Origin of the sequence: Pseudomonas sp. 39004 (genome assembly GCF_028682155.1) — a bacterium.
GTDB classification, from domain to species: domain Bacteria; phylum Pseudomonadota; class Gammaproteobacteria; order Pseudomonadales; family Pseudomonadaceae; genus Aquipseudomonas; species Aquipseudomonas capeferrum.
This window is the reverse complement of the sequence record NZ_JANIAG010000051.1, coordinates 1-20,950: the sequence shown is the minus strand read 5'-3', so window position 1 is coordinate 20,950 and position 20,950 is coordinate 1. Positions and strand designations below refer to the sequence as shown.

At 64.8% G+C, this 20,950-nt stretch carries 19 protein-coding genes; 4 read left to right on the top strand and 15 right to left on the bottom strand.

Annotated elements, in window-relative coordinates:
• Positions 1-46 precede the first annotated feature (46 nt).
• From NP534_RS11600 to NP534_RS11590, 3 genes are all read right to left on the bottom strand, one after another.
• The gene (locus tag NP534_RS11600) at positions 47-751 is read right to left on the bottom strand and encodes a hypothetical protein (protein ID WP_274098780.1); all 705 of its coding nucleotides are present in this window, start codon (positions 749-751) and stop codon (positions 47-49) included.
• Complete coding sequence (locus NP534_RS11595; protein WP_274098779.1) at positions 748-1,239, bottom strand: hypothetical protein; 492 nt, start codon at positions 1,237-1,239, stop codon at positions 748-750. Before NP534_RS11595 ends, NP534_RS11600 begins: the two co-directional genes overlap by 4 nt.
• A gap of 117 nt (positions 1,240-1,356) precedes the next feature.
• Positions 1,357-2,904, bottom strand: coding sequence for an MFS transporter (locus tag NP534_RS11590; protein WP_274098778.1), 1,548 nt, complete (start codon positions 2,902-2,904; stop codon positions 1,357-1,359).
• A gap of 176 nt (positions 2,905-3,080) precedes the next feature.
• Between NP534_RS11590 and NP534_RS11585 the strand changes: the two genes are divergently transcribed.
• Positions 3,081-3,944: a LysR family transcriptional regulator gene (locus NP534_RS11585; protein WP_274098777.1), complete on the top strand. Its 864-nt coding sequence runs from the start codon at positions 3,081-3,083 to the stop codon at positions 3,942-3,944.
• A 138-nt stretch (positions 3,945-4,082) separates the two neighbouring features.
• Here the strand turns inward: NP534_RS11585 and gabP are convergent, their stop codons facing one another.
• From gabP to NP534_RS11570, 3 genes are all read right to left on the bottom strand, one after another.
• Positions 4,083-5,474 (bottom strand): GABA permease, encoded by a 1,392-nt coding sequence (gene gabP / locus NP534_RS11580; RefSeq protein WP_274098776.1) that lies wholly within the window; start codon positions 5,472-5,474, stop codon positions 4,083-4,085.
• Between the two features lie 380 nt (positions 5,475-5,854).
• Positions 5,855-7,210 (bottom strand): glucarate dehydratase, encoded by a 1,356-nt coding sequence (gene gudD / locus NP534_RS11575; protein ID WP_274098775.1) that lies wholly within the window; start codon positions 7,208-7,210, stop codon positions 5,855-5,857.
• Positions 7,211-7,229: 19 nt separating this feature from the next.
• Positions 7,230-8,582: an MFS transporter gene (locus NP534_RS11570; protein WP_274098774.1), complete on the bottom strand. Its 1,353-nt coding sequence runs from the start codon at positions 8,580-8,582 to the stop codon at positions 7,230-7,232.
• A 257-nt stretch (positions 8,583-8,839) separates the two neighbouring features.
• On the opposite strand from NP534_RS11570, the gene NP534_RS11565 reads away from it, so the two are divergent.
• Positions 8,840-9,541, top strand: coding sequence for a FadR/GntR family transcriptional regulator (locus NP534_RS11565; RefSeq protein ID WP_047583927.1), 702 nt, complete (start codon positions 8,840-8,842; stop codon positions 9,539-9,541).
• 158 nt (positions 9,542-9,699) lie between these two features.
• Here NP534_RS11565 and NP534_RS11560 read toward each other — a convergent pair whose 3' ends face one another.
• From NP534_RS11560 to NP534_RS11530, 7 genes are all read right to left on the bottom strand, one after another.
• Positions 9,700-10,461 carry an ABC transporter ATP-binding protein gene (locus NP534_RS11560; protein WP_274098773.1) on the bottom strand — a complete coding sequence of 254 codons (762 nt, stop codon included), beginning with the start codon at positions 10,459-10,461 and terminating at the stop codon, positions 9,700-9,702.
• On the bottom strand, positions 10,458-11,519 hold the full coding sequence (locus NP534_RS11555) for a FecCD family ABC transporter permease (protein WP_274098772.1): 1,062 nt from the start codon (positions 11,517-11,519) through the stop codon (positions 10,458-10,460). The genes NP534_RS11560 and NP534_RS11555 overlap by 4 nt, the downstream gene beginning before the upstream one ends.
• Positions 11,516-12,619: an ABC transporter substrate-binding protein gene (locus NP534_RS11550; RefSeq protein WP_274098771.1), complete on the bottom strand. Its 1,104-nt coding sequence runs from the start codon at positions 12,617-12,619 to the stop codon at positions 11,516-11,518. The genes NP534_RS11555 and NP534_RS11550 overlap by 4 nt, the downstream gene beginning before the upstream one ends.
• A gap of 131 nt (positions 12,620-12,750) precedes the next feature.
• The gene (locus NP534_RS11545; RefSeq protein ID WP_033701674.1) at positions 12,751-13,761 is read right to left on the bottom strand and encodes a zinc-dependent alcohol dehydrogenase family protein; all 1,011 of its coding nucleotides are present in this window, start codon (positions 13,759-13,761) and stop codon (positions 12,751-12,753) included.
• A gap of 71 nt (positions 13,762-13,832) precedes the next feature.
• Positions 13,833-14,423 carry an HAD family hydrolase gene (locus tag NP534_RS11540; protein WP_274098770.1) on the bottom strand — a complete coding sequence of 197 codons (591 nt, stop codon included), beginning with the start codon at positions 14,421-14,423 and terminating at the stop codon, positions 13,833-13,835.
• Positions 14,420-15,289 carry an acyl-CoA thioesterase II gene (gene tesB / locus NP534_RS11535; protein WP_033701677.1) on the bottom strand — a complete coding sequence of 290 codons (870 nt, stop codon included), beginning with the start codon at positions 15,287-15,289 and terminating at the stop codon, positions 14,420-14,422. The genes NP534_RS11540 and tesB overlap by 4 nt, the downstream gene beginning before the upstream one ends.
• A gap of 95 nt (positions 15,290-15,384) precedes the next feature.
• Positions 15,385-15,954: a GNAT family N-acetyltransferase gene (locus NP534_RS11530; RefSeq protein WP_274098769.1), complete on the bottom strand. Its 570-nt coding sequence runs from the start codon at positions 15,952-15,954 to the stop codon at positions 15,385-15,387.
• 180 nt (positions 15,955-16,134) lie between these two features.
• On the opposite strand from NP534_RS11530, the gene NP534_RS11525 reads away from it, so the two are divergent.
• Positions 16,135-17,049 (top strand): histone deacetylase family protein, encoded by a 915-nt coding sequence (locus tag NP534_RS11525; RefSeq protein WP_274098768.1) that lies wholly within the window; start codon positions 16,135-16,137, stop codon positions 17,047-17,049.
• Between the two features lie 149 nt (positions 17,050-17,198).
• A complete protein-coding gene (locus tag NP534_RS11520) occupies positions 17,199-18,446 on the top strand; it encodes a TIGR03862 family flavoprotein (protein ID WP_274098767.1) in 1,248 nt (415 codons plus the stop codon).
• Positions 18,447-18,519: 73 nt separating this feature from the next.
• On the opposite strand, the gene NP534_RS11515 is transcribed toward NP534_RS11520, so the two are convergent.
• Both NP534_RS11515 and yedA read right to left on the bottom strand, forming a co-directional pair.
• Entirely contained in the window at positions 18,520-19,851 is a 1,332-nt protein-coding gene (locus NP534_RS11515) for a DEAD/DEAH box helicase (RefSeq protein ID WP_033701681.1), read from the bottom strand.
• A 55-nt stretch (positions 19,852-19,906) separates the two neighbouring features.
• Positions 19,907-20,827 (bottom strand): drug/metabolite exporter YedA, encoded by a 921-nt coding sequence (gene yedA, locus NP534_RS11510; RefSeq protein WP_186652640.1) that lies wholly within the window; start codon positions 20,825-20,827, stop codon positions 19,907-19,909.
• Positions 20,828-20,950: the final 123 nt, after the last annotated feature.

The following is a 20,950-nucleotide window of genomic DNA, read 5'->3' as shown; positions in this document are numbered from 1 at the left end:
TCCCCGATGCTCAATGCCCACAGCGCTGGGCCCGGTTCTTCAACGTTTACCGGGACGCAACGGCCTGCAGCATGTCGACGATGAACTGCCGGGTGCCGGGTAATGACTTGTGGAATGCCTCGTCTTGATGCGGGGCTACTTCCAAGTCGCCGTCTTGCACACTCAGCGCAACCTGCTGTTGATACCGCGCCGCAAACTGCTCGCGTATGAACTCGGCTTCCGGCGAATCGTCGTCCAGAAACTCTTCCAGTACCTCTTGCGCGGCATGTACGAACACAAGGCTCTGGTTGTACTGCTGAGTCTGCAGCTTGGCCTGTGCGTGTGAAGCCTGAATTTGGGCATCCATCGCCTCAACCTTGGCGCGCAGCCAAGCGTTGGAATTCTGCAGGGTGGTGATGGTCTCGGCCAGACCTGTGTCGCGCCCCGCCGCGGGCATTCCCGGGCGCTGGGCTGCCTGGGCCTGTGCAATTTTGGACAACTGCTCGTGTATCACGTCGATCACGGCTTGCTGGCGCTTCACCTGTGACCTGAGGAGTACCGCTTCTGTGAAGTACTGGCGAACGTGGTCGCGCAGCGGCTCCAGTTTTGTGTTGGCGCGGGCCGCGCCGGCATCCCAGCCTTCTGAATAACCCTGCGAGCGGCCCTCTTCGAAGCCTGCTTTGCGGCCCTCGCGGCGCCCTTGCTCGCGGCCGACGTAAAGGTTGGCCTCGGCCTGCTGAGCAGAACCGTTGTAACCGCCGTCCAGTCTCATTGTGCTGCCTCGTGCCCCGCGGAATGCGCCGGGTTTTCTCGGTCATTCAACTTCAGAATGTGGTACTTGATGGCCTCGCCCGCCAGCCTGATGAATTCCAGATAAAAGTCTTCACCCAATTGCAGCAAAGGTGAACCCTCCAAGGAATCGGCGGCGGCGTCCAGCGCCAGTACCCCAAACTGTTCAGCGATGATCTCGATGCTGCGCGTGCACATGGAGGGGTGGTCATAAGGCTTCTGGTACCACGTTGCGATCTGGTACTGAACATCTTCCCTTTCGAAAACCGCATACACATGGCTGACCAGGGCTGTGCTGGTTTCGCGAATCAGGCCGGGGTCAATGGCGTGCGCTTCAAGGAACGCTTCGACGGGCTCGTTAGCCACAAACAGCAGGTCTGCGATGGTATAGCCGGGCATCGGAGGGAACACGCCGGGAGGCAGTTCGATGTGTGGGGTGGGAACGTCGTCCGGGTATTGGTCATTGTGCACGTGAAGCTCCTTCTTCGGCAGAGTGAGTGCGCCTCATCGCCCCTTCATGGTCGGCGCGAAGTGAATGACAGTGTTGCACTGAAATAGTTGCGCGACAGCAACAAAAATCGCCCTGCCTTAAGCCTGCCCGTCCGCCACCAGCGCTTCCTGCAGGGCGGGCAGTGGCCGGCTCAGCAACGTGCCGACCAATACCGCGAACAGCAGCGCCGCCACACCTGCAGCCTGCAACACTGCCTCGAACCCACCCATGAACGCCTGGCGGGCCAAGGGGGCCACCGCCTCCCGCAAGCCGGGCTCAAGCACGGCCAACGCCGCCTGCAGGTCGCCCGCCGCAACCCGCGTGGCCATCGCGGCAACCTGGCCCAGCTGCGCGGGCGCCACGGCGGCCATGGCGTCGTAGAGCAATTGCCCGCTACGGGTAGCCAGTACCCCCCCGAGCACACCGATGGCCAGCACAATCGCGCCGAACCGCGTGGTGGTACTCAACCCCGAGGCCATGCCGGTGCGCTCACGCGGCACGCAGGCCATGATGTTCTTCTGCGTATCGCCATTGAGCAGGCCTGCGCCCGCGCCCAGCACCAGGCTGGCCAGGGCAAAGGCGGTGTAGCCGCCGTAGCCTGCGGCCCAGGCACACAGCAGGTTGCCCACCCCCACCAGCACCAGGCCAAGGGTAAACACCTGCGCCGGGCTCAAGTGCGCAGCCAGGCGCATGCCCAGCCGCGGGGTCAGCAACATGGCCACGGCGAATGGCAGCATGCCCGCACCGGCAGCCAGGGCCGACAGTTGCAGGCCGTTCTGCAGGTACAGCGGCAACAGGGTCATCATGACCTGGGCGCAGGCGGCGTAGGCGAACATGCCCAGCAAGGCACCGACGAAGCGCCCGCTGCGCATCAGCCGCAAGTCGATCATCGGCCGCGCCTGGCTGCGCTCGACCATGATGAACAGGCCGAACAGGAACGCACTGATCAGCATCCGCCCCAGGGTCTGGGCGCTGCCCCAGCCGACCTGGTTGGCGTCGATCATTGCCCAGATCAGGTAACCCAGGCTGCCGGCGAACGTCAGGCTGCCCCACGGGTCGAGGCGTGCTGCGGCGCTGTCGCGAGAGGGCTCGACGCTGCGCAGCACCATCACTGCCAGCACCACCACCAGCGGCAGGTTGATGTAGAAAATCCAGCGCCAGCCCAGGGTGCTGGCGATAACCCCGCCGAGCAGCGGCGCGAAGGTGATGGTGGCGCCCATACAGGCGCCCCAGAAGGCCCAGGCGCTCAGGCGTTGCTGGGGTTCATGGAAGCGATGGCCGATGGCCGCGAGGGCCGCTGTCAGCAGCATGGCCGCGCCGATGCCCTTGGCGGCCCTGGCCAGGTCAAGGAACATCAGGGTGGGGGCGGCGCCACAGGCCAGCGACGCGGCGCCAAACACGGCCAGGCCGATAAGCAGCATGCGCCGCCGACCGAAGCGGTCGGCCAGGCTGCCGGCTGGCAGCAGGCACGCGGCGAAGGCCAGCAGATACGCGCTGACCACCCATTCGATGTCGGCAAACGAGCCGGACAAGTCACGGGCAATGCTGGGCAGGCTGACGGCGACGATGTTGGTGTCGAGGATGATCAGCGCGCAGACCAGCGAAGCGGTGAGCAGGGTGAAGCGCGGGGAAGCGGTGATGGGCATGGCAAGGCTCCAGAAGCGGGCTGGTTGTCATGGGGCCCCTTGCTGTGTCACCGGCAACTGCCGATACCTTTGCCGCCACGCCACCAGCCTTGTAGTGTTGTCTTCACCTTAACGCCGTCAGCCCCGAGGCTTGTTAGCCCCCAAGGCCCGCGTCATTAGCTTGCAGGTAACACCGCATGGAAATCCGCCATTTCCGCTACTTCCTCTGCGTCGCCCAACACGGCCATTTCACCCGGGCTGCGGAACAGCTGGGCATCGCTCCGCCCACCCTCAGCCGGCAGATCCAGGACATGGAACGCGAGCTGGGCGTGCGCCTGTTCGAACGCAGCCAGCGCGAGGTCAACCTCACCGCCGCCGGCCAAGCCTTGCTGATCGAAGCCGAACAGGCCGTACGCCAGTTCGACGCGGCGCAACTGGGTGCGCAGCGTGCGGGCCGAGGCGAGAGTGGCAGCATCGAATTGGGCTACGTGGCCTCTGCTGCCTATTCGGGCATGCTGCAGCGGCAAGTGATCGGCTTCAGCGAAAGCCACCCCGGCGTGCGCCTGAGCATCCGCGAACTGCCCATGGCCGAGCTGCCCGACAGGGTCAGCGACGGCCTGCTCGACCTCGCCTACGTGCGCTCGCCCATGGAACTGCCTGACACGCTGCAAGCCATCGGCCTGCACCAGGAAGGTTTTGTCCTCGCCCTGCCCGCCAGCTCACGGATCAACGAGCTGCCACAGATCCCGGCGGCACGCCTGGCCGGTGAAACCTTCATCCTGCCCGAGCAGATCTCCGGCACGTTGGAAGTGGCGGCACAAGGGGGTTTTGTCCCGCGACTGGGCCCGCAACCCGGTAGCCTGGTGGCGGTGATCACGTTGGTGTCGTTGGGCCAGGGCATAGCCGTGGTGCCGGAGTCGGTGGTGCAGCGCATCAGCTTGGCGCAGGTGAATTACCGACGCATTGCCGATTGCCAGGCCAGTTCGTGGCTGAGCCTGATTCATCGGCGTTTCGAGAAGGCGCCGGCGGTGGTCAGGTATATCGAAAGGGTGCGCCGCTGATTGGCTGTTTGAAGGGTGGTGGGGCGTCAGTGTTCGGCTCGGTATTTTCAGCGCCTGTGAGATCGAGCGCCGCCCGCGCGGCGCTCGATCTACGCACCACTACAAAACCCAAGCCAAGCACCTTCGCCCACCACTCCATCACCCCACCGACCGCGCCGCCACCACCTGCGCATGCCCCCGCGAAGTGACGATCCCCAAGAAGGAAATCACAATCGCCAAGCCCAGTGTCGAGCTCACTTCCACCCGGTGCTCAGGCGTGTACATCATCACCGCCAGCGCCGCCGCGATGAAGATGATCACGGCCCAGGTCAACCACGGGAACAGCCACATGCGGAACTTCAGCTCGGCGTTCTCGCGCTCCAGCCGACGGCGCATGCGCAACTGGGAGATGGCGATGACCAGGTACACCAGCAAGGCGATGGCGCCGGAGCTTGCCAGCAGGAACTCGAACACGCCCTTGGGCGCGAAGTAATTGAGCACAGCAATGGCCGCGCCGATCAAGGTGCTGCCGAACACCGCAGAGCGCGGCACGCCGACTTTCGAGGTTTTGTTCAGGAAGGCCGGTGCATCACCGCGCTTGGCCAGCGAATACATCATCCGCGAAGCAATGTAGATCGACGAGTTCATGCAGCTGGTCACGGCCACCAGCACCACCAGGTCGACCATGAAGGCCGCGTTGGGGATGTTCATGATCTCCAGCGCACGCTGGTAGGAACCCACCGCCGCCAGCTGTGGATCGTTCCACGGCACCACCGAGATGATCACGAAGATCGACAGGATGTAGAAGGTACTGATCCGCCAGATCACCGAACGCGTGGCCTTGGCGATGTTGCGTGAGGGGTCGCTGGACTCGGAGGCGGCGATGGTCACAGCCTCGGTACCGATGAAGCTGAACATCACGGTAATGAAGGCGCCGATGACCGCCGACCAGCCGTTGGGCGCGAAACCACCGTGCTCGGCGATCAACCCGCTCAACCCGCTGACTTCACGGTTTGGCAACCAGCCCATCAGCGCCGCGAAGCCCAGGCCGATGAAGCCAAGGATCGCCGTGACCTTGAGAATGGCGAACCAGAATTCGAACTCACCGTACTTGGCCACGCTGAACAGGTTGGTGCACGCCAACAGCAGCACCGAGGCCAGGGCGAAGATCCAGCTGTCCACCTGCGGGAACCAGGCGTTCAGCACATGCCCCGCCGCCAGTGCCTCGATGGGGATCACCAACACCCAGAACCACCAGTACAACCAGCCGATGGTGTAGCCAGCCCAGCGGCCGATGGCCTGGTCAGCGTAGGTGGAGAACGATCCGGTGTCAGGGTGCGCTACGGCCATCTCGCCGAGCATGCGCATGACCAGTACCACCAAGGTACCGGCCACGAAGTAAGAAATTATGGTGGCTGGCCCGGCCGCAGCAATCGCGTGCCCGGAGCCTACGAAAAGTCCCGCACCGATGATGCCCGCGATGGACAACATCGTTACATGACGTGGCTTGAAACCTTGTGCAAGGTTGCCATCAGATCCCACGGTGTTCATTGATCTTGTTCTCTTTTTGCTGACACAAGGAAGGACGGGGGGCAGGCGTAGGCGAACAGTATCTCCTTGAGAGGCCATCGAAATGACACGTCGCTCACGCGCTGTTGTTGACCTTTTGCACGCTTTCAGAGCAACACATCAGTGGAATTCGGGGTTCATTTAAGCCCCGTAAGGCGTAGGAAAATTACACGAGAACGTCCCGCAGGTGTGCGATCACGACAACGCTTTTCCATTCCCGTCAGATGTCGCGATTGGCATGCCCAAACGCGCCATCGGGCCGTCTGAAGCTATCGTTTTTCATTTGGGTGTGTATCGCCCATGCATGAAAAAACCCGCTCCCAAGCGGGAGCGGGTTTATCGGGGTAACGAACCGCCGTGCCTCAGCGCACCAGGCAAGGCTGCTTGTTGTCGAAGCGCCAGCCCGGTATCAGAAACTGCATCGCCACGCTGTCATCGCGCGCCCCGAGGCCCATGTTGCAGTAGCACTCATGCGCCTTGGCCAACTGGTCCTCATCAATCTCCACCCCTAGCCCAGGCCGCGCAGGCACGCTCACCTGGCCATCGACGATGCGCAGCGGCTCACGCGTCAGGCGTTGGCCGTCCTGCCAGATCCAATGAGTGTCGATGGCGGTGATCTCGCCCGGCGCCGCTGCGGCCACCTGAGTGAACATGGCCAGCGAGATATCGAAATGGTTGTTGGAGTGCGAGCCCCAGGTCAGCCCCCAGTCATGGCACATCTGCGCCACCCGTACCGAGCCCTGCAAGGTCCAGAAGTGCGGGTCGGCCAGGGGGATATCCACAGATTGCAACTGGATCGCATGGCCCATCTGCCGCCAGTCGGTGGCGATCATGTTGGTGGCGGTGGGCAACCCGGTGGCGCGGCGGAACTCGGCCATCACCTCACGGCCCGAGTAACCGTTCTCGGCACCGCAAGGGTCTTCGGCATAGGCCAGCACGTCGTGCTTGTCACGGCACAGGGCGATGGCCTGTTTGAGTGACCAGGCGCCGTTCGGGTCGAGGGTGATGCGTGCATCGGGGAAGCGCTCGGCCAGGGCGGTCACCGCCTCCATTTCTTCCTCGCCGCGCAGTACGCCACCTTTGAGCTTGAAGTCGCTGAAGCCATAGCGCTGCCGGGCGGCTTCGGCCAGGCGCACGACGGCTTCGGGCGTCAGCGCCGGCTCATGGCGCAGGCGGAACCAGTCGTTGTCAGCATCGGCCTCGGCGCGGTAGGCCAGGTCGGTCTGCTGGCGGTCGCCAATGTAGAACAGGTAACCCAGCATCTTCACCGCCTCACGTTGCTGCCCTTCACCCAGCAGTGCGGCCATGGGCACGTGCAAGTGCTGGCCGAGCAAATCGAGCAAGGCCGACTCGACGGCGGTGACCGCGTGCACGGCGATGCGCAGGTCGAAGGTCTGCAGCCCGCGGCCGCCGGCATCGCGGTTGGCGAACGCCTGGCGCATGGCATTGAGCACGCGCTGGTAATGGCCAATGGGCTGGCCGACTACCAGGCTGCGGGCGTCTTCCAGGGTCTGGCGGATCATCTCGCCACCCGGCACTTCGCCCAGGCCGGTGTTGCCCGCGCTGTCGCGCAGCACCACCACGTTGCGGGTGAAGTACGGGCCATGGGCACCACTGAGGTTGAGCAGCATGCTGTCGTGGCCGGCCACCGGGATCACGCGCAGGTCGGTGACCACGGGGGTGGCGGAGTGCACGGCGGGTGTCGTCTGCATGTTCATGGTTTTTATCTCGCAGTCATCAGTGGGTCTGGCCCAGGGCCGAAGGCGCCTTGAGCTCATCGGAAGGGGCGCCCTTGGGGCGGGTGCGGACGAAGAACACGGCGATCGCCGCCAGCACCGACGTCACCGCCAAGGCGTACAGGCCGCCCTGGATCGAGCCGGTCTGTTGTTCGAGCAGGCCAAAGGTGGTGGGCGCGACGAAGCCGCCGAGGTTGCCGACCGAGTTGATCAGCGCGATCACGGCCGCCGCGATACGGGCGTCCAGATAGCCCTGGGGAATCGGCCAGAACAGCGACGAGGCCGACTTGAACCCGATGGCGGCAAAACAGATGGCGACGAAGGCGAACACCGGCCCACCGGTGGTGGACATGAACATGCCGATGGCGGCGATCACCAGCGCAGCGGCCACCCAGGCCTGCTGGAACTTCCAGCGGCTGGAACCGGAAGCGAAGGCGTACATGGCCAGAATCGAGATCAGCCATGGGATCGAGTTGAAAAAGCCGACCTGCAGGTCGCTGAGGTCACCCATGCGCTTGATGATGCTCGGCAACCAGAAGGTCGCGGCATAGATGGTCAGCTGGATGCAGAAGTAGATCAGGCAGAACAGCACGATCTGGCGATCCTTGAGCAGGCTCCAGGCAGAAAGCTTGACCGCGCCGACCGCCTCGCGCTGACGTTGCTCGCTGTCGATGGCCTGCACCAGCGCCGCCTGCTCGGCCTGGCTCAACCACTTGGCATCCTGCGGCTTGGAGTCGAGCCAGAAGAACACGAAGAAGCACAGCGTCACCGACGCCATGCCTTCGATGAACAGCATCCACTGCCAGCCGTGCAAGCCCAGCCCCTGAATCTGCATCAACGCGCCGGCCAGCGGGCCGGAGATCAGCGAGGCCAGCGCCGAACCGCTGAGGAAGATGGCAATCGCCTTGCCGCGCTCGGCGCCTGGCAACCAGCGGGTGAAGTAGTAGATCACCCCGGGGAAGAACCCGGCCTCGGCAACGCCCAGCAGAAACCGCAGCACATAGAACTGGGTTTCGGTCTGGACGAAGGCCATGGCCGTGGCCACCAGCCCCCAGGTGAACATGATGCGGGTCAGCCACAGGCGCGCGCCGACACGCTGCAGCAGCATGTTGGAGGGCACTTCGAACAGTGCATAGCCGATGAAGAACAGCCCGGCGCCAAACCCATAGGCCGCCGCACTGATGCCCAGGTCGCTTTCAAGGTGGGGGCGGACGAAGCCGATGTTGACGCGGTCGAGGTAGTTGACGATGAACATGATGACGAACAGCGGTAACACATGGCGTTTGACCTTGGCCACGGCGCTGGCCAGTGTGTCGCCGCCATTGCAGGCAGGCGGAGCGAGGGTGTTGTTCACTTTGCGGGTCTCCCACTAGTTGTTTTTATGCGGGTTGTCTGACATGACAGTGGGGGGGAGCATAGGCTTCGAGAAGTTGTACGACAAGATCGATAATGTCGGTAAAAAGGCAAAATACAAGCTGTCATAATGCGAAAATGCTGCGATCTTTCAAAAACAACTACGCACAGCGCTGGCTTCATCAGACTAAAAACCAGCAGAGATTATTTTTATGAATTAACTTGTCGTACAAGCCAACCGATAACACCGAGCCCACCATGGACACAGCACCCACCCGTGTTCGCGGCCACAGCCGCGCCCACGACCTGGTTTCCAGCCTGACCCAGCAGATTTTGCTGGGCACGTTCAAACCCGGCGACAAGTTGCCTTCGGAAAACACCCTGGTGCGCGAGCATGGGGTCAGCCGCACCGTGGTGCGCGAAGCCTTGTCCAAGTTGCAGGCCTCGGGGCTGGTGGAGCCCCGCCACGGTATCGGTACATTCGTGATCGAGCGCCAGCCCCAGGCAGGCCTGCGCGTTGGCGCGGAAAACGCCGCCAGCGTGCGCGACCTGCTGGAGTTGCGCATCGGCCTCGAAGGCCAGGCCGCCGCCCTCGCCGCAGTGCGCCGCAACGACGGGCACGTGGCACGCATGCGCCAGGCACTGGACGACTATCAAGACCTGGCGGCCGCCGGCGACAGTTGCATCGAGGCTGACCGGCGCTTCCACCTGTTGATCGCCGAGGCCACCGGCAACCTGTATTTCAGCGAAATGATGGTGCAGCTTGGCAGCGGCCTTATCCCACGTAACCGCATGGCCCTGGCCGAACGGGCCGGGGCCAGGTTGGCCCGGCATGCGTATTTGGCCAACCTGGAGCATGAGGCGATTCTCAATGCCATCCGCCGCCAGGACCCGGATGCAGCGCGGGCGGCGATGTGCCTGCACCTGTCCAACAGCCGCGACAGACTGCTGCCCGATTGACCTTGCGGAAACCACCTTGCGGGCCTTTGTAGGAGCGGCCTTGCGTCGCGAAAGGGGTGCGCAGCAGCCCCAGGTTCTATGTCACAGCAGAGATTGCCGGGGCCGCTGCGCAGCCCTTTCGCGACGCAAGGCCGCTCCTACAAACCGCAGGCCGGGCGTCAGGCCAGCGCCCGATCCACCAACACCTGCAAGCGCCCCTGCGAGCACTGCTCGACCCGCGCCTCGACCCCATACACCTCGGCCAGCATCGCCGGCTTCAGGACATCGGCAGGCGCCCCACAGGCGACCACCCTGCCCTCGCGCAACACCACCAGGCAATCGGCCTGGCTGGCCGCCAGGTTGATGTCATGCAGCACCGCTACCGCCAGCAGCCGATGCGCCACTACCCGCTCACGCACCGCCCCCATCACCCGCAACTGGTAGTGCAGGTCCAGCGCACTGGTCGGCTCATCCAGCAGCAGTACCTGCGGATTGCGCGCCAGCAACTGCGCCAGCGCCACCAACTGCCGCTGGCCACCCGACAGGCTGTCGAGCGAGCGCTCGGCCAGGCCCTCGATGCCCAACTGCCGCAACGCCTCAAAGGCATGACCGAGCAGGTCGTCACTGCCGCCGACACGCAACGCCGCAACGATGCTTTCCAGCACGCCCAAGGCAAGCCCCGGCGGCAGCTGTTGCGGCATGTAGGCCAGGCGCCGGGCGCGCTCGGCAAAGCCCAGCCGCGTCACATCCTGGCCATCCAGGCGCAGTGTACCCTGCATTCGCTCCAGCCCGGCCAAGGCCCGCAGCAGTGTGGACTTGCCGGCGCCGTTGGGCCCGACCAGCGCCACCAGGCTACCTGCCGGCAACGCAGGCAGCGTCACCCCATGCAGAATCTGCCGTGCGCCGTAGGCAACGCAAAGATGTTCGATCGACAGGCTCACAGGCTTCTCCCCCGTCGAAACACCAGCACCACGAACACCGGCACACCGACCAGGGCCGTGACGATGCCCACCGGCACGATCACGCCAGGGAGCAGCAACTTGCTGGCGAGCGACGACAACGACAGCATCAGTGCGCCCACCAGCGCACTGGCCGGAAACAAAAACCGCTGGTCCTCCCCCACCAGCAATCGCGCGATGTGCGGCCCGACCAGGCCGACGAAGCCAATGGTGCCGACAAACGCCACCGCAGTGGCCGACAGCAGGCTGATGCGCAGCAACGAGGCCAGGCGCAGGCGCCGGGTGTCCACACCAAAGCTGCGCGCGCGGTCCTCGCCCATACGCAGCAAGGTCATCGCTGGCGCGGCGCGCAGCGAAAACGGCAGCAGCAACGCCAGCACCAGGGCCAACAGGCCAAGCTTGTGCCAGTCGGCCCGGGCCAGGCTGCCCAGGGTCCAGAACACCAGTTGCTGCAGCACGTCTTCGGTGGCCAGCAATTGCAGCAGCGACACCAGCGCGTTGCAACTGAACACCAAGGCGATACCAAACAGCACCAGGCTTTGCACACCGGCACCGCGCAAGCGCGACATCATCTGCAGCAGCACCACCGACAGGCAGGCGAAGGCAAACGCCATCACTGTCACCTGGGTGCTCGGCGCCAGCCAGGCGACCCCGAGCGGGTAGGCAATCGCCAGCGAAGCGCCCAACGCAGCAGACGACGACACCCCCAGGGTGAAGGGGCTGGCCAGCGGGTTGTCGAGGATCGCCTGCATCTCGGCACCGGCCAGCGACAGCGCCGCCCCCACCAGTACCGCCATCAACGCGTACGGCAGGCGCACGTTCCAGATGATCACCCGCTCGGTGGCACTGAGCGTGGTCGGCTCGAAAATGCCCTGCAGCAAACGCCCCAGGCTCATGCCCGAGGCGCCACTGGCCAGGTCGCCCAGCACCGACACCAGCAGCAACAGCGCCAGCCCCGCTACCAGCAACCCGCGCCGCCACAGCAGCCGGCGATAGTGCCAGGCGGCCAGTGCGGCGCCATCCTGAGCCAGTGCAGTCACTTGGCGTCGACCCAGTACTGGCCGTCCAGGCCGACCTTGAGCAGCTGGTTGATCTCGGCCAGGGTCGCCTGCGGGTCGAGGCCCTCGAAGCGCTCGGGGTGCACCCAACGGGCCATGGCTTCGATGGCGAGGATGTTGAACGGCGAATTGTAGAAGTCATGCCACAGGCCATGCGCCTGGCCCGCCTGGATTGGCCGCAGCGGCGCAAATTCAGGCCGCGCGGTGATCTTGGCCAGGCTCTGGCGCGCGGTATCGAGCGATACCCCAGCCCCCAGCAGCACGCCAGGTGCGCGGTTGCCGGTGGCGATATACACATCAGGGTCGGCCTGCAGCACGTATTCGACGCTCACATCGCCGAGCGCGCCCGGCACCACGTCGGCACCGATGTTATGCCCGCCCACGGCCTCGACCACGCTGCCCAGGCCGCTCTTGCCGGTGGTGTGCCCAGGCGCCTGCCAGACCCCGGCCAACAGTTCGAGGAAGACCTTGGGCCGCGCGTTGTCCGGCAGGCCGGCCACGCCCTCGGTCACCCGCTTCAGGTGGCGGTCATACAGGCTCAGGTATTGCTGGGCCTGGGCCTCGCGACCGAGCAGCGTGCCCAGCGCTTGCATGCTGACCTGGGTATTGCGGATGGGGTGTACACGAAAGTCGATGAACAGCACCGGTACGCCGGCTTTGGCCAGCAGGTCTGCCACCGGGCTGTGCTGGGTCGGGCCCTCGCCGGCAATGCTGAAGATCGCCAGGTCGGGCTTGAGCGCGAGAATCTGTTCAGCGCTGACGCTCTGCTCGGTGGCCTGGCCGATCAGCGGCAACTGGGTGATCTGCGGGTACTTTTGCGCATACACCGCATAGGTGTGGGGGTCGAGCAGGCGCATGTCGTTCTGCCAACCCACCACGCGCTGGAAGGGGTTGTCGCGGTCGAGCAGTGCCAGGGCGAAGAACAACCGGCCCTCGCCGAGCACGATGCGCTGCGGCGCATGGTCGAGCTCGACCTTGCGCCCCAGCACATCGGTGGCTTGCACGGCACTGGCGGTCTGGATGAACGCCATCAACAACAGAAAAGGCAGCAAGCGCTGCCAGAGGCGGGGAAGTACGCACATGGGGGCATCCTCTTCGAGAGAATCAGTCGCATCAGAAGCAGGGCATTCTAGCCAGCCGCCTGGTGCTACCCATGTGCGGGAATGTATCGGGTTGTAGGTCGCTCGTTACAAACGCCTTGTCGGCGCAGCAACTACCAGGTCAGGCAGATCTTGCCGAAATGCTTGTTGCTCTCCTGGTAGCGGAACGCATCGACGATCTGCTCCAGCTCGAAGTGTTTGTCCACCACCGGCCGCAAGCCATTGGCGTCGATCGCCCGCACCATCGCCTGCTGCTGGGCCCGGCTGCCGACCAGCACGCCCTGCAAGCGGATCTGCCGCACCAGCGCCTGCACCAGCGGCAACTGCCCTGCCACCCCGGTGAGGATACCGATCAACGACACATGCCCGCCGATACGCGCGGCAATCATCGATTGCTCCAGGGTCGCCGGGCCGCCGACTTCGATCACATGGTCGACACCGCGATTGCCGGTGAGCTCACGCACCTTCTCGCCCCAGGCCGGGGTGCTCTTGTAGTTGATCAGGTGGTCGGCGCCGAGGGCCTTTAGGCGCTCGAGCTTGGCATCGCTGGACGACGTGGCAATCACCGTCGCACCCGCCAGCTTGGCGAACTGCAAGGCGAATATCGACACCCCGCCGGTACCCTGCACCAGCACGGTATCACCGGGCTTGAGGTGGTCGTCGCTCATCAAGGCACGCCAGGCGGTAAGGCCTGCGGTGGTCAGCGTGGCCGCCTCGGCGTGGCTGTAACCCTTGGGCGCCAGGGTGAAGGAGGTGGCACGCGCGGTGACCTGCGCACGGGCGTAGCCATCCAGGCCATCACCGGGCACCCGGGCAAACCCTTCGACATTGGCTTGGCCGTCGAGCCAGTCGGGGAAGAAGGTGCTGACAACGTTGTCACCCACCTGGAATTCGCTGACGCCGGCCCCCACCGCCGTCACTTCACCGGCACCATCGGCCATGGGAATGCGCCGCTCGCTCGGCCCCCACATGCCGCTGACCACGGCGAAGTCGTGGTAGTTGAGGGAACTGGCGTGCAAACGCACGGTGATCTCGCCGGCCTGTGGCGCAAGCGCCTCGCAGGTGCCGACCTGGACGTTGGCGTAGCCGCCGCCAGGTTGGACGTAGATGGCCTTGCTGCTCATGGCTGGGTCTCCATCAAGGGAAAAATTTCGGTTCAGCATAGCCCGTGCAGGCAGCTTGCCAACACCAACGATCAGCCGAGCATCACCCGCAACGCCCGGCAATCCGCTGCATGCCAATCGGTCAATTGCGGCCACGGGTTGTCCGGCAGGTTGACCAGTATGGTCCGCGCCCCGGCCGCGCGTCCGCAATCCAGGTCGAAGCGGTAGTCACCGACCATCACCAGCTCGCGCGGTGCCACGCCCCACGCCCCGGCAATTTTCAAAAGGCCGTCCGGGCTAGGCTTGGGCGCGGCCTCGTCACGGCCAAGAATATGCTCCACCGCGAAGCAGTCAGCCAGGCCGATGGCCTCTAGCGTGACATGCGCAAGCTCGCGGGCATTGCGGGTCAGGATCGCCAGCCGACAGCCGCGCTCGGCCAGCTCGCGCACCAGCTCCACCGCGCCCGTCGCTGCCGTCGAGGCCAGCGCCAGGCCGCGTTCATGCTCCAGCAGCCAGGCGTGCTTGGCCGCCGCTTGCGCCGCCGGCAACGCCGCCAGGTGGGTCAGGATGTCGTGCTCGGCCGGGATCTTGAGCGCTTCGCGGATCGCCGCAAAATCGTGCACCGCCACGGTCAGGGTGCCGTCCATATCGAACACCCAGTTACGCACTTCGCTCAGGTTCATGCCCAGTCCTTGCGATGACGGATCAGGCCTTCCTGGCACGACGATGCCACCAGCTGCCCGGCCTGGTTGAAGATACTACCCCGGCAGAAGCCGCGGGCATTGCCGGCCCAAGGGCTGTCGGTGGCGTACAGCAACCACTCGTCTGCACGCAGGTTGCCATGGAACCACAGCGAATGATCGAGGCTGGCGATCTGCATGTCGCGCTGCCACACCGATTTGCCATGGGGCAGCAGCGCGGTAGTCAGCAGGCCGAAGTCAGAGGCATAGGCCAGCAGGTACTTGTGCAGCGCTGGCACGTCCGGCAGGTTGCCGTCGGCACGGAACCAGGCGTACTTCACCGGGTCACCCGGCTTGGGGTTGAACGGGTCGCGTTCTGTGACCGGGCGGATTTCGATCGGCTTGGCGCACAGCACCTTGTCGCGGATGCGTTCGGGCAGGTGCTCGGCCATGGCACTGGCCAGTTCGACTTCGCTGGGCAGGTTTTCCGGGCCGACCACATCCGGCATCTGCGCCTGGTGCTCGAAGCCCTCTTCGTCGTACTGGAACGACGCGCTGCAGGTGAAGATGGTGTGGCCCTTCTGAATCGCCGTCACCCGCCGGGTGCTGAAGCTGCCACCGTCACGTACCCGGTCTACCGAATAGACCACCGGCAAGCTGGCATCGCCAGGGCGCAGGAAGTAGCCGTGCAACGAATGCACGTGGCGCGCGTCCTCGACCGTCTGGCTGGCCGCCGACAATGACTGGCCCAGCACCTGCCCGCCGTACAGCTGGCGGAAGCCCAGGTCCTGGCTGCGTCCACGGAACAGGTTCTCCTCGATGGACTCGAGGCTCAACAGGTCGACCAGGTCGTCCAACACATGACTCATCGGGGGTTCTCCTAGCAAGGCATCACGGCTCTACAGCACTTTCATGAAGGCAAATGATACAGGGTTTGTCATTCGCACCGCGCATGGCCATCCATTCAGCCGCGCAGGGTCTGCTCCCAGTGTGCACGGTCGATGCGGTACAGCACATGCGGGCGCAACGGGTGGCCGGCAGGCAGGCGCGGGTGTTCGAAACTGCCGCTCGGGTCTTGCAGCATGCCAACGGCCTGCATGACCTTTTGCGAGGGCAAGTTGCTCTCGCTAGTGAACGACACCACCTCATCCAGGTGCAATTGGGCGAAGGCACAACGCAGGCACGTCCAGGCGGCCTCGCTGGCAAAGCCCAGGCCCCAGTGGCGCCGCGCCAGGCGCCAGCCGATTTCCACTGCGGGCGCAAAATCGGCATCGAAGCTGACGTGCAACAGCCCGGTCATGCCGATGAACGCGCCGCTGTCCTTGCGCTCCAGCGCCCACAGGCCGAACCCGTACTCATTGAAGTGGCCACGGATACGCCCGATCAGCGCAGCCGCCTCCAGGCGCGTCAACGGCGCCGGGAAGTAGCGCATCACCTGAGGGTCGGCGCACAGCGCAGCGAACTCGCGCAGGTCGTCGTCATGCCATTGGCGCAGCACCAGCCGTGCGCTTTCCAGTTGGGGGATGGGGGTCATGGGGTGTGCTCCGGTTTTGCTGTCTTGCAGTTTACAGCGTAGGCGCGGGCGAAGGTTTAACCCAGTGAGATCAAGCGCCGCCCGTGCGGCGCTTCGCGGGGCAAGCCCGCTCCCACGGGCAATAGCACCGACCGCCCAAGAACTGGCAAGATCAGCACTGGCCCCGATTGCGAACCCACCATGCCGTTGCCGCTGATCTACCACGATGACTACAGCCCGGCGTTCCCCGCCGACCACCGCTTCCCGATGGACAAGTTTCGCCTGCTGCGCGACCACCTGGTCGACAGCGGCCTGACCCGCGACCAGGACCTGTTGCGCCCGCAGATCTGCCCCAACGACATCCTCGCCCTGGCCCACGACCGCGGTTACATCGAGCGCTACATGAACGGCGACCTGTCCCGCGAGGACCAGCGCCGCCTCGGCCTGCCCTGGAGCGAGGCGCTGGCCCGGCGCACCGTGCGCGCCGTGGGCGGCTCGCTGCTGTGCGCCGAATTGGCCCTTGAGCACGGCATCGCCTGCCACCTGGCCGGCGGCACCCACCACGCCCATTACGATCACCCCGCCGGTTTCTGCATCTTCAACGACCTGGCCGTGATCAGCCGCTACCTGCTGGAGGCCGGGCGGGTGCACCGGGTGCTGATCTTCGACTGCGACGTGCACCAAGGCGACGGCACTGCGCGCATCCTCCAGGACACACCCGACGCGATCACCGTGTCCCTGCACTGTGAACAGAACTTCCCGGCCCGCAAGGCGCAGAGCGACTGGGACATCCCCCTGCCCCGCGGCATGGGCGACGCGGCCTACCTCAAGGTCGTGGACGATGCCCTCAACTACCTGCTGCCGTTGTACCAGCCCGACCTGGTGCTGTACGACGCCGGCGTGGATGTGCACAAGGACGATGCCCTGGGCTACCTGCAACTGACCGACGAAGGCTTGGCGGCCCGCGACGAAAGTGTCATGCGCCATTGCCTGGGCCGCGATATCCCGGTGGTGGGGGTGATCGGCGGTGGCTACAGCAAAGACCGTGCAGCGCTGGCGCGGCGCCATGGCATCCTGCATCACAGTGCGGCGAAGGTCATCAGTTGTTCACAATGACTGTGGAACCGCCTGTGGATAAGCTGCGCGAAAGCTGCTGCAGCCCTTTGCCTGCGTGCCCTGCAAAGATCTGATCATTTTTTGATCAGTGCTTCCGAAGGGCCGCCTGCGCTAGAATGCACACTCTTTTCCACAGCCTGCCGCCGCCCATGCCCGATCTACACCCTTCATCCCCTCCCCTTGTCGCCGTCATCGGTGGTGGCCCCGCCGGCCTGATGGCCGCCGAAGCGCTGGCCCAGGCGGGCTTGGCGGTCGAGGTATTCGATGCCATGCCCTCGGTAGGCCGCAAGTTTCTGCTGGCAGGTGTCGGCGGCATGAACATCACCCATTCCGAGCCATACCCCGCTTTCGTCGCGCGCTACGCCGAACGCCAGGGCGAGATCGACGCCCTGCTGCGCGGCTTCGATGCCGAGGCCCTGCGCCAGTGGATTCACGGCCTGGGTATCGAAACCTTCGTCGGCACCTCGGGCAGGGTATTCCCTCGCGACATGAAGGCCGCCCCCCTGCTGCGCGCCTGGCTCAAGCGCCTGCGCGACACCGGCGTAGTTATCCACACCCGCCATCGCTGGCTGGGCTGGCATGACGATGGTAGCCTGCGGATCGCTTATCCACAGGGTGAACGACGGGTGAAAGCGGCAGCCGTGGTGCTTGCGCTGGGTGGGGGCAGTTGGGCGCGCCTGGGTTCAGACGGTGCGTGGCAACCACTGCTGGCTGAGCGGGCTGTGGATATCTCGCCCTTGCAGCCGAGCAACTGTGGGTTTGAAGTCGAAGGCTGGAGCACCTTGCTCAAGGACAAGTTTGCCGGCGCACCGCTGAAGAACATTGCCCTCAGCGTGCCGGGCAGCCTGCCGCGCAAGGGCGAATTCATACTCACTGCGCAAGGGGTCGAAGGCAGCCTGGTGTACGCCTGGTCGGCGCTAGTGCGCGAGGCCATCAACCGCGAGGGCCGCGGGGTGCTGCTGCTGGATCTGTTGCCAGACCGGCCTGTGGATAAAATTGCTGAAGCGTTGGCCAGGCCGCGTGGTTCACGCTCGATGGCCAAGCACCTGCACAGCCAATTGGGTATCGACGGGGTCAAGGCAGGCTTGTTGCGGGAGCTGACGGATCAAGCGACCTTCGCCGATCCGCAAGCGCTGGCACGGGCGATCAAGGCGTTGCCGATTACCTTGGTGCGCGCCAGGCCGCTGGATGAAGCGATCAGCAGTGCCGGTGGGGTGCGCTTCGAGGGGCTGGACGCGGGGTTGATGGTCAAGGCGCTGCCGGGTGTGTTCTGTGCCGGCGAGATGCTGGACTGGGAGGCGCCGACGGGGGGTTATCTGCTGACGGCGTGCTTTGCCAGTGGGTTGCGGGCCGGGCGGGCAGCGGCGGATTGGGTGGCGGGCTTGTTCCACGAATAGAGGCACGCAGTGCCTGGCACCGGCTTCGCCGGTGTTCGCGGGGCAAGCCCGCTCCCACAGAGCCGCAGCTAGCTCAAGGCTTACGCTTACGCGGCCCGCCATTGAAGCTAGGCACCTTGCGCACCGCTTTAACAGCTGGCGCCGGGCTAGCCGCCTCGGCACTGTCCATCCAGCGCCCCAAACCACGCTTGGCGCTGTTCTCTTTCGGCTTCTTGGCCTTCTTCGGCTTCTTGATCACCTGCCCACTGGCATCGGTCATCGGCACCCGGTGCTCAGGGATGAAGTCCGGCTCTTCGTGCCGCGGCAAGGTCTGGCGAATCAGCGTCTCGATCGACGCCAGCATCTGCACTTCGTCGGCACACACCAGCGAAATCGCCTCACCTTTGTTGCCAGCACGCCCCGTGCGGCCGATACGGTGCACGTAATCCTCGGCGACAATCGGCAGGTCGAGGTTGACCACCAGCGGCAGGTCGTCGATGTCCAGCCCGCGTGCGGCCACATCGGTTGCCACCAATACCTGGATCTCACGCGCCTTGAAGGTATCCAGGGCACGCTGGCGCGTCGCTTGCGGGCGGTCGCCATGGATGCCATCGGCGTTGATACCTTCGCTGAGCAAGCGCTCCACCAACTGGTCGACACCGTTGCGGGTCTTGGCGAACACCAGCACCTGGCTCCAGCGCTGCTTGCGCAGCAAGTGGCAGAACAGGTCGGCCTTGCGCTTCTTGTCCACAGGCACCAGCCACTGCTTGACGGTGGAGGCGGCGGCATTGCGCGGGCTGACTTCGATGCTCAGCGGGTCGTTCAGGGCCAGGCCGGCGAGCACCCGGATCTGGTCCGAGAAGGTCGCGGAAAACAGCAACGTCTGGCGCTTGCGCGGCAGCGCGGCGTACACCGACTGCAGCTCTTCGGCAAACCCCAGGTCGAGCATGCGGTCGGCTTCGTCGAGCACCAGGGTCTGCACCTGATTGAATTTCACGGCGTTCTGGCGGAACAGGTCGAGCAAGCGACCTGGGGTTGCCACCAGCAGGTCGACGCCACGGCGCAGGCGCATCATCTGCGGGTTGATACTGACGCCGCCGTACACCGCATAGGTGCTCAGCGGCAGGTTCTCGGCATACTCGCGCACGTTGTTGTGCACCTGCTCGGCCAACTCGCGGGTGGGTACCAGCACCAGCGCGCGGATCGAGTTGCTGGCAACCTTCTCACCTTCCAGCGCCAGGCGCTGCAGCACCGGCAGGGCGAAGCCTGCGGTCTTGCCGGTGCCGGTCTGGGCTGCGGCCATCAGGTCGCGGCCGGCCAGCACGGCAGGGATGGCCTGGGCCTGGACCGGGGTCGGGGTGGTGTAGTCCAGCTGCTGCAGGGTACGCAGCAAGGGTTCGATCAGGCCGAGTTTGGCGAAATTCATGGCAATACCGTCAGGGGGTTCAGCGAAGGCGGCAAGTTTACCGCAACACCCCCGCTTACTTGCAGATTTCGCCCTTCAGCGGTTGCGCAGGTTGTGGTGCCTTGCGCCACTGCGGCAGGCCGATCAGCACCACTGCGCCAATGATGACTGCCATGGCCACGCATTCTTCGGCGCCGATCTGCTCACCGGCGAAGACGATACCCAACAGCACCGCCACCGCCGGGTTGACGTAGGCATAGCTGGTCGCGGCTGCCGGGCGTACATGTTTGAGTAGGTACATGTAGGCACTGAATGCGAGGATCGAGCCGAAGAACACCAGGTAGGCCAGCGCGCCCCAACCGGCGGCGGTCGGCATCTGGGTCATGCGCTCGCCCGACACCACGCTGCCCAGCAGCAACACTGCCCCGCCCACCAGCATTTCGGCGGCACTGGCCATCGGCCCCTGGGGCAACGGCAAGCTCTTGCTCCACACCGAACCGAATGCCCACGACGCCGCCGCGAACAGAATCAGTGCCGCGCCAATCGGGCTTGCCTGCAAGTTGGAGCCAAGGTTGAGCAGGCCGATACCGACCAGCCCAAGGCCGATACCCGCCCACTCGAGCCGCGAATTACGGTGACCGAACAGCAAGCCGAACACCAGGGTGAACAGCGGCACCGTCGCCACCGCCAGCGCCGCCACGCCTGAGGCCACACCGGCGTGCTCGGCCACGGTCACACCGCCATTGCCGCAGCTGAGCAGCAGAAAGCCGATTGCCCCCGCCGCCCGCCATTGCGGCCAGGTCGGCGCCGGCACCCCCCGCCAGCGCAGGAAACCGTACAGCAAGCCCCCGGCGATCAGAAAGCGCACCCCCGCCATGAGCATCGGTGGCCAGGACTCGACGCCAATGCGAATGAACAGGTAGGTGGACCCCCAGACCAGGTACAGGGCCATAAAGGCGCCGATAAGCAGCAGGGGGAAGCGACGGGAGGCAGGCATGGCAAGGTTACTCAAAATCCGTTTACGGGTGGCTTAGTTTAGAAAGGCCACCGCGCAATAATAAGTTACAAAACCAGAATAAATGAGCGGCACACTTGGTGGGGGGAGCGAGTTTGACGGTAG

Coding starts and splice junctions, on each gene's coding strand:
- NP534_RS11525 (WP_274098768.1), top strand. CDS start 16,135: ATGCCGTTGCCGCTGATCTACCACGATGACTACAGCCCGGCGTTCCCC.
- yedA (WP_186652640.1), bottom strand. CDS start 20,827: ATGCCTGCCTCCCGTCGCTTCCCCCTGCTGCTTATCGGCGCCTTTATG.
- NP534_RS11545 (WP_033701674.1), bottom strand. CDS start 13,761: ATGAGCAGCAAGGCCATCTACGTCCAACCTGGCGGCGGCTACGCCAAC.
- NP534_RS11530 (WP_274098769.1), bottom strand. CDS start 15,954: ATGACCCCCATCCCCCAACTGGAAAGCGCACGGCTGGTGCTGCGCCAA.
- NP534_RS11520 (WP_274098767.1), top strand. CDS start 17,199: ATGCCCGATCTACACCCTTCATCCCCTCCCCTTGTCGCCGTCATCGGT.
- gabP (WP_274098776.1), bottom strand. CDS start 5,474: ATGAACACCGTGGGATCTGATGGCAACCTTGCACAAGGTTTCAAGCCA.
- NP534_RS11540 (WP_274098770.1), bottom strand. CDS start 14,423: ATGAACCTGAGCGAAGTGCGTAACTGGGTGTTCGATATGGACGGCACC.
- NP534_RS11600 (WP_274098780.1), bottom strand. CDS start 751: ATGAGACTGGACGGCGGTTACAACGGTTCTGCTCAGCAGGCCGAGGCC.
- NP534_RS11515 (WP_033701681.1), bottom strand. CDS start 19,851: ATGAATTTCGCCAAACTCGGCCTGATCGAACCCTTGCTGCGTACCCTG.
- gudD (WP_274098775.1), bottom strand. CDS start 7,210: ATGAACATGCAGACGACACCCGCCGTGCACTCCGCCACCCCCGTGGTC.
- NP534_RS11590 (WP_274098778.1), bottom strand. CDS start 2,904: ATGCCCATCACCGCTTCCCCGCGCTTCACCCTGCTCACCGCTTCGCTG.
- tesB (WP_033701677.1), bottom strand. CDS start 15,289: ATGAGTCATGTGTTGGACGACCTGGTCGACCTGTTGAGCCTCGAGTCC.
- NP534_RS11585 (WP_274098777.1), top strand. CDS start 3,081: ATGGAAATCCGCCATTTCCGCTACTTCCTCTGCGTCGCCCAACACGGC.
- NP534_RS11565 (WP_047583927.1), top strand. CDS start 8,840: ATGGACACAGCACCCACCCGTGTTCGCGGCCACAGCCGCGCCCACGAC.
- NP534_RS11550 (WP_274098771.1), bottom strand. CDS start 12,619: ATGTGCGTACTTCCCCGCCTCTGGCAGCGCTTGCTGCCTTTTCTGTTG.